We start from the raw sequence: 14,184 nt of genomic DNA, 5'->3' as shown, positions 1-14,184 counted from the left end.
GAAAGGACGGCGAGAGCGGTTTATAACCCTTCGGTCCGGTAGTTCGGGGCCTCTTTGGTGATGATGACGTCGTGGACGTGCGACTCGCGCAGGCCGGCCGACGAAATTTGCACAAAGCGGGCCTTGTTGTGGAGTTCCTCGATGGTGGCGGCTCCGGTGTAGCCCATGCCGGAACGCAGGCCGCCGAGCAGCTGGTAGATCATCTCCGAGATCGGCCCCCGGTACGGGACCTTGCCTTCAATGCCTTCAGGCACCAGCTTGCTGCTTTCCTTGTCTTGGAAATAGCGGTCGCTGGAGCCCTGTTTCATCGCCCCGATCGAGCCCATGCCGCGATAGCCTTTGTACTTCCGGCCCTGGTAGAGGAAGGTGTCGCCCGGGGTCTCGTCGGTGCCGGCAAAAAGCGAGCCGATCATCACCGAATGGGCGCCAATGCCGATGGCCTTGCAGATGTCGCCGGAGAATTTGATGCCGCCGTCGGCGATCACCGGGATGCCTTTCTTCGAGGCGGCCTCCACGCAGTTTTTCAGGGCCGTGAGCTGCGGCACGCCCACTCCGGCCACAATGCGGGTGGTGCAGATCGAACCCGGCCCGACGCCGACTTTGATTCCGTTGGCGCCGGCCTTGATCAGCGCCTGGGCTGCTTCGCCGGTGGCGATGTTGCCGGCGATCACCGGCAGGTCGGGGAAGTGGGCCTTGATCTCCTCCAAGGCGCGGAGGATGCCGGCGGAATGGCCGTGGGCGGAATCGAGCACCACCACGTCCACCTTGGCCCGCACCAGCGCCTCGGTGCGCGGCAGCATTTCCGCGCCGACGCCCAGTGCTGCGCCCGCCAGCAACCGACCCAGGCCGTCTTTGGCGGCGCTCGGATATTGTTTGATTTTTTCGATGTCCTTGATGGTGATCAAACCCTTGAGGCGGCCGTCGTCGTCAACGATCAGCAGCTTCTCGATGCGGTGTTCATGCAGCAGGGCCTTGCAGTGCGGCAGGTCAATGCCCACCGGGGCGGTGACCAGATTTTTGCTGGTCATGACGTCGTTGACCCGCAGGCCGTCGTCGGAGACAAAGCGCAGGTCGCGGTTGGTGACGATGCCCACCAGTTTGTCGCCGTCAATCACCGGCAGGCCGGAGACGCGGTAGTTGCGCATGATCTGTTGCACCTCGGCCACGCTCTGGTAAGGGGAGACGGTGATCGGGTCGGCGATCATGCCCGATTCCGACTTTTTGACCCGCTCCACCTCTTTGGCCTGCAGTTCGATGCTCATGTTTTTGTGAATGATGCCAATGCCGCCTTCACGCGCCATGGCGATGGCGGTCTGGTGTTCGGTGACCGAATCCATGGCGGCGCTGAGCAGCGGCGCCTGCAGTTCGATGGTGTCGGTGAGGCGGGTTTTGAGCGACACTTCCGACGGCAGCACCTCGGAGGCGCCGGGCATCAGAAGAACATCGTCAAAGGTGAGCGCCAGGGGAATTGCTTGCTGAAACATGTGGTCTCCTTTTTTGCTGGAGTAAAAACGGGGCCGTGTCGACCGTCCTGGTGAAAACGGCGATGCGGCAGCGCTATTTTTATGTAAAAATTTGATGTGTTACCTAAAATGCAACAGGTCGGACTCCAGACCGGGCTGCTTGACAGCACCGGGCCGAAGCCCGACCTGTTTGTGTATGCTCTTTCCTGCGGATTGGGGCTTGGTGAAGAGAGATTAGGTATTCTCTAGCACGTTCTGGCCTAAAAAGAAATACATGCGCGTGAAAAAACCGGTGGCTTTTACCGGTTGATCCTGCTTTAGTAACCTCCCGTCGTCTCCGGCAGACCATTTGCGGAGGCCCTTGCGCAGTGTTGCGGCGTCCGCTCTGCCGCCTTCCTTCCTCTCACCGATAGCCCAAAAGTTTCCTGTATGGCAAAAATTCTTGAAATCAATCCTGTGAACCCGCAACCGCGTCTGATCGCTCAGGTGGTTGAGGTCCTGCAACACGGCGGTGTGGTTTGTTATCCAACCGACACCATGTACGGTATCGGCTGTGATATTTTTAATCAAAAGGCCGTGCGGCGGGTCTACCAGATCAAGCGACGGCCCAAGGACAAACCGTTTAGTTTTATGTGCGCCTCGCTGACCAACATCAGCCAGTACGGCCATGTCGGCAACACCGCCTATCGCCTGATGCGCAAAAATCTGCCCGGCCCTTACACCTTTGTCCTCTCGGGAACCAAGGTTGTGCCCAAAATTATGCTGACCAAGCAGAAAACCGTGGGCATTCGCGTGCCCGACAACGCCGTCTGTCTCGCCATAATCGAGATGCTGGGCAATCCGGTGCTCAACACCAGCGCCATGCTCGAAGAGGACGAGCAACCGGTGCGCACCTGCGACGACGTCGACCGCCTTTTCGGCAAGCAGGTCGACCTGATCATCGACAGCGGCGAGATCCTGCCCGCGCCTTCCTCGGTCATTTCCCTGTTGACAGAGCAGCCGGAAATCCTGCGGGAAGGGAAGGGCGACGTCAGCGCCTTTCTTTAAATCTTGCCTTCACAGAGACGCCGCCGCCAGTCCCGTGATCCCGTGAGTGTTCGTCTATAAAAAAAGACCGAACCCCAGAGGGGCCGGTCTTTTTGCCGTGCAAAACCTGGCGTATTATTCGACTTCGTCGATCAATACTTCCTTGAGTGATTTGCTCATGGTGAAGTGCAGGGTTTTGCGGGCGGGAATGTTCATCATTTTTCCCGTTTTAGGATTCTTGGTGGTGCGCGGTTTGCGCGTCCTTACGGAAAAGCTGCCAAAGCCGCGTATTTCAACCCTTCTCTCTTCGGCAAGCGCCTGCGAAATCTCTTCGAGAATGATTTCAACAGCTTGCGCTATGTCCTGTTTGTAGTAGTCGCCAAGCTGTTCGGAAACTTGATTGACCAATTCACGCTTAAGCATGATAATTTTTTCCTTTTAACCAACCGCATTGTCGGCAAGCGGCGTAAGGCCTCTTGCTGCGGGCAATAGAAAGGGCGTTTCATCTTTCCTGAACTTGGGCTCCGGTCAGATGAAACACCCGTTGCTGTGATGAACGAACCAGGAACGCGAACGGTTTATTTGTTCGAGTCCTCTCCCGCCGCCGCCTTCAGCAGATCGCCAAAGGTGGAAGGTCCGCTGCTCTGCGCTTTTTGCAGGTATTCTTCGGGGACGGCGCCGTTGTTGTCGTCTTTTTCCTGCAGGGCCTTGACGGAAAGGCCAATCTTGCGGTCGTCGGCGGAAACGTTGATCACCATCGCCTTCAAGACGTCGTTGACATTGAACATGCCGACCGGGGTTTTCACCTTGTCTCGAGAAATCTCGGAAACATGCACCAAGCCTTCGATGCCCTCTTCCAGCTGCACAAAGACGCCGAATTCGGTCACGTTGGTGATGGTGCCCTCAACGGTGGAGCCGATCGGGTAGTTGCTGGCCGCAGCCTGCCATGGATCGGGCTCCAACTGCTTGACGCCCAGGGAGAACCGTTCGTTTTCCTTGTCAATTTTAAGCACAACCGCCTGGATGGTCTCGCCCTTGGCGTATTTTTCGGACGGATGCTTGATCCGCTCGGTCCAGGAGAGGTCGGAAACGTGGATAAGACCGTCGATGCCCTCTTCTATGCCGATGAAGATGCCGAAGTCGGTGATGTTTTTGATCTTGCCCTCAATAACCGAACCCACCGGATAGCTCTCTTCCACTACATCCCACGGGTTGGGCTGCAGCTGCTTCATGCCCAGGGAGATGCGCTTGGTTTCGGCTTCGACCTTGAGCACCTGGACCTCGATTTCCTCACCAACGCCAACGATCTTGGACGGATGGCGCGGTTTTTTCGACCAGCTCATCTCGGAGATGTGCACCAGACCTTCGACGCCTTCTTCCAACTCAACAAAGACGCCGTAATCGGTGATGGAAACGACCTTGCCGGTGACTCTCGAGCCCGGCGCATACTGCTCCGGAACGCGTTCCCAAGGATCGGTCTTGAGTTGCTTCACGCCCAGAGAGACGCGGTCGGAATTCTTGTCGTATTTGAGGATTTTGACCTCGATCTCCTCGCCAACGGTGTAGAGCTTGGAAGGATGGGAAACCCGGCCCCAGGAAAGGTCGGTGATGTGGCAGAGACCGTCCATGCCGCCCAGGTCGATGAACAGACCGTAGTCGGTGATGTTGGTGATGGCGCCGCGGATGGTCTGGCCCTCTTCGAGGGAGGTGCGCATCTGCTCGCGCAGGGCGGTGCGCTGATTCTCAAGAATGGCCCGCCGCGAAATAACCACGTTGTTGCGTTTGCGGTTGAACTTGAGGATCTTGAACTCAAAGGTCTGGCCGATGAGTCCGTCGAGATCCTTGACCGGGCGCAGGTCGATCTGTGAATAGGGAAGGAATGCCGGCACCCCGATGTCGACGGACATGCCGCCCTTGACCCGGTTGTCGATACGGCCCTCAATGGTCCCGTCTTCTTCTTGAATTGTGGCAATCTGTTCCCAGACTTTGATGGCAATGGCTTTTTCGCGGGAAAGCAGCAGACCGCCTTCCTCCTTCCGTTTTTCGATGAAGACTTCAAACTGGTCGCCGATTTTGATTTCCCGATCCGGGTCTTCATGGCGGAATTCGGAAAGCGCAACATAGCTTTCCGCCTTGTCGCCGACGTCGATCAGGACGGCGTCGCTGCTCAGGCCGACGACGGTTCCGAGCGCAACCTCGCCAACCGTAATGACGGTGTTGTTGTCTTCTTGTTCAAACAGTTCCGCAAAGCTCATTTCTTCAAAGCTGTTGTCATCTGCCGCAAATGCGGGTTGAGTTCCGTTCTTTGTCATGGAATGTTCCTGTGGCGACCGGTGCTGGTCTTTAATAAGTGGTTGATGAGACGAAAAATGAGGTTCTCTCGCTCAAGGTAATAAGGCTAATTTATTTACCAGAGATTTTTTTGAAAAACAACTGTTTCCTCTTGAAAAAAGGCATTTCTTTGTTTGTCCGCCAGGGGCGGAAGTGTTGCGGAAAGGTGCAAGACGCGCCGGGGCAAGGCCAGCGGCGGTTCGTCTGGCTCGTTGCAGCGAAAAACGCGGGGGTATGGAGGCGACGCCGGGTTCAGCCTTTTCCCTGGGCGCTCAGTTCCTCAAGAAAGGCCCCGAACAGTTCCTCGTAGGTGGGAATGGCCTTGCGCAGAATGATGTCGAGATGGCGCAGGTCGCCGGTGTTGACCGTCAGGTTGGCGCTGTGCGCCAGGGCCTCAAGATTGTAGAGGGTGTGGAAGGCGTCGCCGAGCAGAATGTAAAACATGTAGCGTCTGCGATTCATGGGCAGGGCGCGCATGTGCGCGTGGAAAGAGGATTGGGCCAGCGAGCCCTCCATGGCGTCTTGAAAAACAACGCAGGAAAAATTGACGAAACGCATCCTTTCCAGGGCTTCGGCTGGCGCGTCGGCTACGAACACCTGGTAGCCCACGGTTTCCAGGGCTTCGCCGATGCGTTTGCGTTGCTCGCCGGGCGGATGGAGGACCAGGGCCATGGGAACGTCTTCAACCTTTTCCTCGGCCTGGAAAAGACCGGTGTGCAGCCAGTCCAGGTCAGGCGGCGGCGGCGGTTGGACCTGGGTCTCGTTTTTTTGCGGCGGTTGACCGGATTTGTCCAGAGCGATCGCCTGGCGGCAGAGAGGGCATTTCATGGTCAACAGCTTGCCGGCGGCGAGGTGCGACAAGGCCTGTTCCAGGCGACTAATTTGTTCGGTGGTGAATTGCAGGGGTTGCTGGCAGGACGGGCAATGGGTCAGCATGGGAACTCCTTGGGGTGAATGCGGCAGAAGCGGCGGACGAGTGCGGCCAATGGTTGCGACGGCAAGGTCGAGGTGCGGTTGTGCTGTTTCGCTTGATTTATCGCCCGTAAGGATCGGTTTCTTCCTGCTCCATGCGCAGATCGTCGATGGACGAGGTGCGTTCGCCCCGGGCGGCCTTGATCGTGTCCATGCCCCGCTTGATCTCGCTGCGGTGCGAGGAGTAGAGGGTTGCCGATTCCTCGGTGATCAGGCCGGTCTCAAAGAGTTCCAGCAGGTGCTGATCAAAGGTGCGCATGTCGCGGGACGAGCCGTCGCGGACAACATTGTAAAACGTTTTTTCCTCGGTCTCGCCGTTGATGATCAAATCCCGAACCCGCAGGCTGGTGCAGAGAATTTCCAGGGCCGCGATGCGGCCGCCGCCGATGCGTGGCAGCAGTCGTTGGCTGACCACCCAGCGGATGGTGTCGGCGAGACGGTTGCGCACCTGCGGTTGCTCGTCTTGCTCAAACATGCCCAGGATGCGGTTGATGGTCTGGCCGGTGTCGATGGTGTGGAGGGTGGAAAACACCACATGGCCGGTTTCTGCGGCGGTCAGGGCGATCTCCAGGGTTTCGCGGTCGCGGATCTCGCCGACGAGAATGACTTTGGGGGCCTGGCGCAGGGCGGCGCGGAGACCGCCGGCAAAGGTGTCGAAGTCGTCGCCCATCTCCCGCTGATTAAAGGTGGCCTTCTTGTGAGGGTGGATATACTCGATCGGGTCTTCCAGAGTGACGATGTGCACCTGGCGTTCCTCGTTGATCCGATTGAGGATGGCCGCCATGGAGGTGGTTTTGCCGGTGCCGGTGGCGCCGGTGAACAGGATCAGGCCGTTGACCTCGCGGGCCATCTTGCTAAAGGCCTCGGGAAAATGGAACCCGCTGATTGAAGGGATTTTGGTTTCAAGTTTTCGCAGCACCGAGGTGTAGTAGCCTTTCTGCGAGAAAATGTTGACCCGAAAACGAACCTTTTCGTCCAGGGAATAGGACAGGTCGCAGGAGCCCTTGGTAACCAGATCGCGCAACAGGCGGCGGTTGCCGCCGATCAGATTCAAGGCAAAGACCTCGGTCTGAAACGGGGTCAGTTCCGTCACCGGCGGCGCGACGTCGACCGCAACCAGCGAGCCGTCGCTTTCCACCTGCAAGGTCTTGCCCACAGTGATATTGAGGTCTGAAACCCGCGCGTGCTTGGCCAGCATGGCGGTGATCCAATAGTTAATCTCCTGTTGTTTCATGGCGTCTACCAGTGTAGAATTGACAAAGTAATTACTATGGGTTCTATCGCTTAGGCGGCAAAAGACAAGCAAAAAATAAATCAGTGAGTTGAGGTGAGGACGATGGCGAATCCACTGCGGAGCGCGGCGACAACGGAAGGCAGAAGAATGGCGGGCGCTCGCGCTCTATGGCGGGCTAACGGCATGCGCGAGGAGCAGATTGGCAAACCGGTGATCGCTGTGGTCAACTCCTTCACCCAGTTTGTGCCCGGCCATGTGCATCTGCACGAGATCGGTCAGCGGGTGAAGCAAAAGATCGAGACGCTGGGCTGTTTTGCCGCGGAGTTCAACACCATCGCCATTGACGACGGCATTGCCATGGGCCACGACGGCATGCTCTATAGCCTGCCGTCCCGCGAGCTGATCGCCGATTCGGTCGAGTACATGTGCAACGCCCACAAGGCCGACGCCATGGTCTGCATTTCCAATTGCGACAAAATTACTCCCGGCATGCTGATGGCGGCGATGCGGCTTAACATTCCGGCCATTTTTGTTTCCGGCGGCCCGATGGAGGCCGGACGGGCGGGCGGCAAGGCCCTGGATCTGATCGACGCCATGATCATGGCCGGCGACAGTTCGGTCAGCGATGCGGAGGTGGCTGAGGTCGAACGCAGCGCCTGCCCGACCTGCGGCTCCTGCTCCGGGATGTTCACCGCCAACTCAATGAACTGTCTCAACGAGGCCCTGGGCCTGGCTTTGCCGGGCAACGGCACCGTGGTCGCCACCCATGCGGCCCGACTGGCGCTGTTTGATCAAGCTGCCGAGCGGATTGTGGCCATGTGCGAGGCCTGGTACGGCCACGGCGACGCCACCGTTCTGCCCCGGTCGATAGCCAGCAAGGCTGCGTTTTGCAACGCCATGGCGCTGGACATTGCCATGGGCGGTTCGACCAACACCGTGCTCCACATCCTGGCCGTGGCCCATGAGGCCGGGGTCGACTTCACCATGCAGGACATCGACGCCCTGTCGCGCAAAGTGCCCAACCTGTGCAAGGTGGCGCCCAGTTCGTCGCACCATGTAGAAGACGTCAACCGGGCCGGCGGTATCCTCGGCATTCTGGGGGAACTGGAGCGCGGCGGCCTGATCGACGCCAGCGCGCATCGGGCCGACGGCCTGACCCTGGCCCAGGCGCTGTCGCAGTTTGACGTCATGCGGCCCGAGGCCAGCGAGGCGGCCCGCACCCTGTACCGCAGCGCCCCGGCCGGGGTGCGCAACCTGACCATGGGCTCGCAGGCCACGCTCTATCCCGAGCTTGACCTTAACCGGGAAACAGGCTGCATCCGCGACCTGGCCCACGCCTATTCCCGCGACGGCGGTTTGGCCGTGCTGTATGGCAACATCGCCGAGAAGGGCTGCATCGTCAAGACCGCCGGCGTCGACGCCTCCATCCTTCATTTTACCGGCAAGGCCAAGGTCTATCACTCCCAGGAGGAGGCTTGCGACGCCATCCTCGACGGCGTGGTTGAGGCCGGCGACGTGGTGTTTATTCTCTACGAGGGGCCCAAGGGCGGGCCGGGCATGCAGGAGATGCTCTATCCCACCTCCTACTTGAAATCCCGCCATCTCGGGGCCGCTTGCGCGCTGATCACCGACGGCCGTTTTTCCGGCGGCACCTCCGGCCTGTCCATTGGCCACGTCTCGCCGGAAGCCGCCAGCGGCGGGGCCATCGCCCTGGTTCGGGAGGGCGACCGCATAGACATCAATATTCCGAAGCGAACCATCTCGCTGCTGATCAGCGCCGAAGAACTGGCTGCCCGCCGCCTCGAGGAAGCAGCCCGAGGCGCCGAAGCCTTTACCCCCAAGCGCAACCGGACGATTTCCAAGGCCTTGCAGGTGTACGCCCGTTTTGCCGCCTCGGCCGATCAGGGCGCGGTTCGGCTGCTGGATTAATCGCCGCGCGACCCCGATGCAGAGGATGCGAATGGCCGATTGTTTGGCGGCATTCCGTCCTCTGCTTGTTGACGCAGTCGAGTGAGCGCCCAGAGCATCCCCATCCTGGCGGCGGCTGGGCGACGCGTCGCGGTTTGCGGAATGCAGGCGCGCCAAGCGTTTGGAGCCGGTGCTGTTCTTGCGACGGTAATTCCAATTCGCTTTCAAGTTGAGCCACTCATAGTGGTAGAGTCACAGCGAGGAGATCTCTCGTTATTCCCCGATAGTTCTCGTTTCGCTCGAAATTCCCCCCTTCGTCGGCGCGGTTACGCTCTGCGCATCATGCGTCGCTTGATTTAGCAATAGAATCAATTGGTTTTTCGGCCATAATCGCTACGGTTAAGGCTGTCTCAGTCTGTTTGTGCAGGAGCTCGGCATGAAGTCAACTTGTTTGCTTATTTCTCATGTTTTCATCCTGTTAACAGCATCGGCGTTTCTGCCGCCGCATTCGCTGGCAACGGCTGAAACATTGTCGGACATTGATCAAGAGATTCAAACCAACCAGGCCATTGTGACTGATCGTGGCGGTTTGGACGCTTATAATATTTACGCGGGCGTAACCACAAGCCGCTTGGATCGCAAAATCAGCATTCTTCAGGATGCGGACATTCATCCAAGGTTTTATCAAACAGGAGCCGGAGTCACCGATTACACGAATTTTTATTCGTTTACCAGTCGGCCCGGCGTAACCGACACCAGCCTTTCGTTGGTGACTCCAAGCAGCACCCTTCGGTTATACCGACGCGGCAACAGTGGATACCAAGAGGCTTTGGGATATTTGGGGAGCTGGTGGGGCGACCAGTATCGCGGAATACAGGAGGCGAGAGACGAACAGGCTATTTTGGCTGCATGGGGTAGTGATTTGCAGCGAATTTATGTGATCGATGTTCCGGCTGGCAACACCCTGATTGGAGGACTGGCTTCACCGATGGAAAAGGATGGGGAATATAGGCAGGGCGGAGCTTATCAATATTATTACCGGGGTGCTCCCACGAATTGGTTAGTCTATGCTCTTTATGCTCCAGACTATTTGAAAAGCTATTCCGGAGCAGTTGTTGGTGCGCAAAGAGTGGGTCGCAGCATCGCGACTGACCTTGGCGTACATTTGGATCAGACGCGTTATGGATCACAAAGTCATCATGCAGACGCAGGCGCCGGACAGGAAGCAGAAGGAGAGCTTTGGATGCGCGGCTTTGGCGACAATATTGATTACGATGAAAAAGACGGCAGTTCAGTTGATGCTCACACGGCTGGCATGAGTATGGGCTGGCAACGAATGCTTGAAGGAAATAAACCTGGGGGCCAATCGAGGTCGTATTGGGGAGTTATGTTTGGCATTGGGGATAACTTTCAAGAATACGAGACCAGTGCTGTGGAAAACAGTGCGAAAGCCACGGTTGGAGGGATATATGGTTTGTATGTGAGCAATCCTGAGAGTCCGCGCTCCTGGTACGGAAGTTGTTCTTTGTTGCATGGCGGACTGCGCCTCAACAATACCGTGCCGGGTGAGCTGGGATATGGACTGAGCCAGGATTACGATGGCGACATGACCGTACTTACCGTTCAAAATGGCATTGCATTCCGGAAGCAAAACGGCTGGTCGATTGAACCTCATCAGCAATTTTCCTATACAAAGATTGGGATGAGCGATTTTAACGACAATCTTGGGGCTCGAGTCTCGTTGAAGCAGGGCGATTCTTTATGGGGACGCTTTGGTGTTGAGGTGAGGAAAGTTATTGAAAACGCCCCGGACAATCAAGTGAGCGTCTGGACAAAGATCAGTTGTATCCATGATTTTTTCAACCGCAACGAGGTCAGTGTTGCAGGGGACACGGCCGCCAGCGAATTAGATCAAAACAGTTATGTCTTGGCGATAGGCACAGATTTCAAACTCAACCAAAGATTGAGTCTGCAAGGTCAGGTCGCAGAGGTGTTTGACGGAGAAAACGGAGTGCAGGGAAATCTGTCGTTGAAATATAACTGGTGATAAATACGGTCAATTAATCGCATGGAATCATCATGTTGACGCTTGAGCCCTCAAGATATTTCTATATTCCGTATCCGACGAATTCAACGTTCAATACGCGTTGGCTCATGGTGACTCCAAAAAGATTAGCGGCACGGGACCAATTGCCTACGCCAAAACAGAAATGGGCGTAAAGGATATCGAAAAACTGTCAGGTGAAAATATTCGGGAATTTCTTGAGACAAAGGTCGAAGGCGGTGTGTCGCATGCCACGCTTGCGCAGTACGCGGCTGCTCTTGAAAAACTAGAAGTAGCGCTCAATCGCTACGCATCGCAAAACGGCACTGGCCGGGAATATCATTTTTCTCAGGCGATCAATGAAGCTCGGATTGCTGGGAGAGGGTTAGACCGGTTTGAAGGAAGTCGGGCGTATCTTGAGCCGCGTGTACTGGTCGCGGCGGTACGAGGTGATGATTTTAAACTGGCGGCACATATTCAACTGGAGGGTGGAGCACGGATTAGCGAGGCCAACCGTATTGGGAGCGAGAATTTGAAGGGGCTCGTCCAGATTCACAGATCGGCGAACTCAAGGGCTGGATCATGGTGCAAGGTAAAGGAGGCAAGGTAAGAGAGGTTGGCGTCAAGCCTGACACCTATGCGCGACTGGAAAAGGTGGTTGCAAACGGCCAGCGGTTTGAATTGAGCGGGGATGCTTACAGGCGCGAACTCAAGGACGCTGCTATGGCTACTGGCCAAGAGTATCAGGGGTCACATGGGTTGCGATGGTCATGGGCGCAAGAGCGCCATCAGGAGTTGCAACGATCCGGCAAAACCTATGAGCAGACTATCGGCCAGGTCTCCCGTGAGATGGGCCATGAACGCGCCGATATTACTGAGCACTATCTCAGATGAGTGTCCTGATTGTGTGCTGTCCGAGAACCGAATGCGTAGGCTTGATGCAATGAGTGGGGTGTGAAAACGAGCTCAAAAGCAACCGTGCCACATCTCGACTCTACCCGTTTTCGGAGGCACCTTTATGTTGCTGCGATGTCTTGATTAAATCTTTTTAAATCGTTATGATTAATTTTTAATCGGGTAATGGTGGCCGAATAGGAATTTCACTAGATGTAAAGGGTGTGATGATGGGATCTCAGACGGATACTCGTGTGTTAACTGCGCATGTGCCTATCCCGCTTGCCGAAAAGGTGGATCAAATGGCCGCTCGGTTGGAGCGTTCGCGAGGATGGATTATGAAACAGGCGTTGTCGGCTTGGGTAGAACAGGAAGAAGATCGCTATCGCTTAACACTTGAAGCGCTTACTGACGTGGATTCTTGCCGGGTTATCGATCAGCAGGCGATTCAGGCGTGGGCAGACAGCCTTGAGCGGGATGAGCCTTTACCGGTTCCGTACTGATGGAATTGCAGTGGACCCGCAGTGGATTGTCCGATTTGGCGCGGCTGTATGAGTTTTTGGCCACCGTGAATAAAGGGGCTGCGGCCCGCACCGTGCAATCCTTGACCAAGGCGCCGACACGTTTGTTGCTTAATCCACGTATGGGAGAACAATTATTCGAATTTTTGCCGCGTGAGGTGCGGCGAATCGTCGTGGGGCAATATGGAATGCGCTACGAACTCCAAGGTGAGTCCAGCTATGTCTTGCGATTATGGCATACCCGCGAAAACCGGTAAGCGGTCGGCAACGTGGGCGTAGACATCACATAAAAAGCCTTATGCGACTTGGCACTGGGTTCCGCTCGAAGGTCAGCGGTTCGGCCAGCTCTGCCTGTGGTTTGGCGCTGCGCGAAAGGCGAGGTGATAACAGATAGCGGGCACGGTGGGGCTGTGCCCGCCCTGCCGAGCTACCGGGCTTTTAGTGATTACGATCAGAACGCTTCCTTGCCGTCCCGCATTAGCGAGTATTCTCCATCGAGCACAAAGCCATCGCGCTCATCAGGCAGTCGAACCTTATAGATGAGGTAGTGCTTCACGTCCACACGTTTTGTAACTGGTAAGCTCTCACCCGCAGATAGTTGAGCGATAGCAGGCGGCGCTGGTGATTTCATCGCATCTTCTTGCGTTGCATACACTAGCACCGTTCCTTTCGTTACCAGCTTCAATCCTCTTGGTGACCACATATTTCCCATAAACAGAATTATCCCGAGAACTATGACCGCACCGATTAAATTTATAATCGCGTTTTTGCTCATCATCGCACCCAAAACCCATCGTCGAAGAAGCCACGCGATTTTGAGGGACCATCATAGAATTTCGATCCCCCGTAGTACGGGGAGTCGAGCAAATCATTCCCGATATTGACCGGGAAGAGCGAGTCGGAAAGCGCTCCGCCTGTTGCCTCCTTTAAGCAGTCCCTGTGCGGATCACCGCAGTTATTGGATAAAATGCTGTAATCATCTCGTTTTCTGGCATAGCACTCAACTAATTTCTTTTCTTGTTCGGGTGTTAGTTTGAGAATGGTCCCGACCCCGCTACGGAATCCCTGCTGCCTTTTCGCATAATCTGCAGTATTCGGAAATTTCGTATCCCAACCACCAGGCCCCCAGGAGTAGTTGGTTCCATTTACGTTCGAGGATACATGGCCAAACGAGGACGAACTCCAACCAACAGGTTGCCAAATGATAATCTCTGTGTACAATCCCCAAGGATCCACCGCGTTCACCGGATTCCCACCCACATAGGCATAAAGATTCATCCCCCCGTCCAGCCCGATGGGGTCGGGTGATAGGTACCGCCCGGTCTCCGGATCATAAAATCTGTTCCAGTTGTAAAACAACCCGCTTTCAGGATCAACCATCTGGCCGGGGAAGCGGAACCTGTGGTCAATCTGGTTGATCACCTCGGTCACCTGGCCAAAGGGCTGGGTGTCACCCTGCCAGATCACGGTCCCGGCCGCGTCGACGAGCAGTTGCGCTGTACTCAGGTGATCGTTGAGATAATAGACCACCTGGGGCGTGGCGGCAACGGGTGTTGACGTGGTGTTCAGCATCCCGGCCAGCGATCCCGAGGCCAGGGCCAATAGTGGCCGATATTCCGGTGGTGTTCCGTGCCAGAGGGAGGGGTGGGGATCGTGCAGCCGGCTCAGTATACCGCCGGAGCCATTGACCATTTCCACCGGCGTGTCGCCCAGGGGGTAGACGCTGATCACCCCGCTCCAGAACTGCTGGTCGTTGTAGCCAACCAGCAGCTTGTAGCTCCCGTCGGGCAG

General features: G+C 56.5%; 14 protein-coding genes. 7 read left to right on the top strand and 7 right to left on the bottom strand.

Features of this window, described 5'->3' with window-relative positions; all coding sequences use genetic code 11:
- Positions 1-20: 20 nt before the first annotated feature.
- Positions 21-1,484 (bottom strand): IMP dehydrogenase, encoded by a 1,464-nt coding sequence (gene guaB, locus RCH93_RS05300; RefSeq protein WP_306547285.1) that lies wholly within the window; start codon positions 1,482-1,484, stop codon positions 21-23.
- Between the two features lie 408 nt (positions 1,485-1,892).
- On the opposite strand from guaB, the gene RCH93_RS05295 reads away from it, so the two are divergent.
- On the top strand, positions 1,893-2,510 hold the full coding sequence (locus RCH93_RS05295) for an L-threonylcarbamoyladenylate synthase (RefSeq protein WP_306547284.1): 618 nt from the start codon (positions 1,893-1,895) through the stop codon (positions 2,508-2,510).
- Positions 2,511-2,624: 114 nt separating this feature from the next.
- On the opposite strand, the gene RCH93_RS05290 is transcribed toward RCH93_RS05295, so the two are convergent.
- The 4 genes from RCH93_RS05290 to RCH93_RS05275 form a co-directional block, all read right to left on the bottom strand.
- Positions 2,625-2,912, bottom strand: coding sequence for an HU family DNA-binding protein (locus RCH93_RS05290; RefSeq protein WP_015722784.1), 288 nt, complete (start codon positions 2,910-2,912; stop codon positions 2,625-2,627).
- A 155-nt stretch (positions 2,913-3,067) separates the two neighbouring features.
- On the bottom strand, positions 3,068-4,801 hold the full coding sequence (locus tag RCH93_RS05285) for a 30S ribosomal protein S1 (RefSeq protein WP_306547283.1): 1,734 nt from the start codon (positions 4,799-4,801) through the stop codon (positions 3,068-3,070).
- Between the two features lie 271 nt (positions 4,802-5,072).
- A complete protein-coding gene (locus RCH93_RS05280; protein WP_306547282.1) occupies positions 5,073-5,756 on the bottom strand; it encodes a hypothetical protein in 684 nt (227 codons plus the stop codon).
- 97 nt (positions 5,757-5,853) lie between these two features.
- Positions 5,854-7,026 (bottom strand): type IV pilus twitching motility protein PilT, encoded by a 1,173-nt coding sequence (locus tag RCH93_RS05275; protein WP_306547281.1) that lies wholly within the window; start codon positions 7,024-7,026, stop codon positions 5,854-5,856.
- A gap of 102 nt (positions 7,027-7,128) precedes the next feature.
- On the opposite strand from RCH93_RS05275, the gene ilvD reads away from it, so the two are divergent.
- The 6 genes from ilvD to RCH93_RS05245 all read left to right on the top strand — a co-directional run bounded on the left by ilvD (position 7,129) and on the right by RCH93_RS05245 (position 12,650).
- Positions 7,129-8,955 (top strand): dihydroxy-acid dehydratase, encoded by a 1,827-nt coding sequence (gene ilvD, locus RCH93_RS05270; protein WP_306547280.1) that lies wholly within the window; start codon positions 7,129-7,131, stop codon positions 8,953-8,955.
- Between the two features lie 415 nt (positions 8,956-9,370).
- Positions 9,371-10,981, top strand: a complete 1,611-nt coding sequence (locus tag RCH93_RS05265) for an autotransporter outer membrane beta-barrel domain-containing protein (protein ID WP_306547279.1) — start codon at positions 9,371-9,373, stop codon at positions 10,979-10,981.
- 100 nt (positions 10,982-11,081) lie between these two features.
- Positions 11,082-11,588 (top strand): hypothetical protein, encoded by a 507-nt coding sequence (locus RCH93_RS05260; protein ID WP_306547278.1) that lies wholly within the window; start codon positions 11,082-11,084, stop codon positions 11,586-11,588.
- A complete protein-coding gene (locus RCH93_RS05255) occupies positions 11,561-11,872 on the top strand; it encodes a hypothetical protein (RefSeq protein WP_306547277.1) in 312 nt (103 codons plus the stop codon). The genes RCH93_RS05260 and RCH93_RS05255 overlap by 28 nt, the downstream gene beginning before the upstream one ends.
- 227 nt (positions 11,873-12,099) lie before the next feature.
- Positions 12,100-12,375: a CopG family ribbon-helix-helix protein gene (locus RCH93_RS05250; RefSeq protein WP_306547276.1), complete on the top strand. Its 276-nt coding sequence runs from the start codon at positions 12,100-12,102 to the stop codon at positions 12,373-12,375.
- The gene (locus tag RCH93_RS05245) at positions 12,375-12,650 is read left to right on the top strand and encodes a type II toxin-antitoxin system RelE/ParE family toxin (protein ID WP_306547275.1); all 276 of its coding nucleotides are present in this window, start codon (positions 12,375-12,377) and stop codon (positions 12,648-12,650) included. Before RCH93_RS05250 ends, RCH93_RS05245 begins: the two co-directional genes overlap by 1 nt.
- A gap of 194 nt (positions 12,651-12,844) precedes the next feature.
- On the opposite strand, the gene RCH93_RS05240 is transcribed toward RCH93_RS05245, so the two are convergent.
- Positions 12,845-13,180, bottom strand: coding sequence for a hypothetical protein (locus RCH93_RS05240; RefSeq protein ID WP_306547274.1), 336 nt, complete (start codon positions 13,178-13,180; stop codon positions 12,845-12,847).
- Positions 13,168-14,184: RHS repeat-associated core domain-containing protein (locus RCH93_RS05235; RefSeq protein ID WP_306547273.1), on the bottom strand; the 1,017-nt coding region annotated here is incomplete at its 5' end. The genes RCH93_RS05240 and RCH93_RS05235, both read right to left, overlap by 13 nt.

This window comes from Desulfobulbus sp. (genome assembly GCF_030824455.1).
Classification (GTDB): Bacteria; Desulfobacterota; Desulfobulbia; order Desulfobulbales; family Desulfobulbaceae; genus Desulfobulbus.
The sequence above is the reverse complement of the archived record's forward strand: the minus strand, read 5'-3'. Positions and strand labels throughout refer to the sequence as shown.

What these genes read in the sequence shown, in the direction of transcription:
- guaB (WP_306547285.1), bottom strand. Translation starts at nt 1,484, where the DNA reads ATGTTTCAGCAAGCAATTCCCCTGGCGCTCACCTTTGACGATGTTCTT.
- RCH93_RS05295 (WP_306547284.1), top strand. Translation starts at nt 1,893, where the DNA reads ATGGCAAAAATTCTTGAAATCAATCCTGTGAACCCGCAACCGCGTCTG.
- RCH93_RS05290 (WP_015722784.1), bottom strand. Translation starts at nt 2,912, where the DNA reads ATGCTTAAGCGTGAATTGGTCAATCAAGTTTCCGAACAGCTTGGCGAC.
- RCH93_RS05285 (WP_306547283.1), bottom strand. Translation starts at nt 4,801, where the DNA reads ATGACAAAGAACGGAACTCAACCCGCATTTGCGGCAGATGACAACAGC.
- RCH93_RS05280 (WP_306547282.1), bottom strand. Translation starts at nt 5,756, where the DNA reads ATGCTGACCCATTGCCCGTCCTGCCAGCAACCCCTGCAATTCACCACC.
- RCH93_RS05275 (WP_306547281.1), bottom strand. Translation starts at nt 7,026, where the DNA reads ATGAAACAACAGGAGATTAACTATTGGATCACCGCCATGCTGGCCAAG.
- ilvD (WP_306547280.1), top strand. Translation starts at nt 7,129, where the DNA reads ATGGCGAATCCACTGCGGAGCGCGGCGACAACGGAAGGCAGAAGAATG.
- RCH93_RS05265 (WP_306547279.1), top strand. Translation starts at nt 9,371, where the DNA reads ATGAAGTCAACTTGTTTGCTTATTTCTCATGTTTTCATCCTGTTAACA.
- RCH93_RS05255 (WP_306547277.1), top strand. Translation starts at nt 11,561, where the DNA reads ATGGTGCAAGGTAAAGGAGGCAAGGTAAGAGAGGTTGGCGTCAAGCCT.
- RCH93_RS05250 (WP_306547276.1), top strand. Translation starts at nt 12,100, where the DNA reads ATGATGGGATCTCAGACGGATACTCGTGTGTTAACTGCGCATGTGCCT.
- RCH93_RS05245 (WP_306547275.1), top strand. Translation starts at nt 12,375, where the DNA reads ATGGAATTGCAGTGGACCCGCAGTGGATTGTCCGATTTGGCGCGGCTG.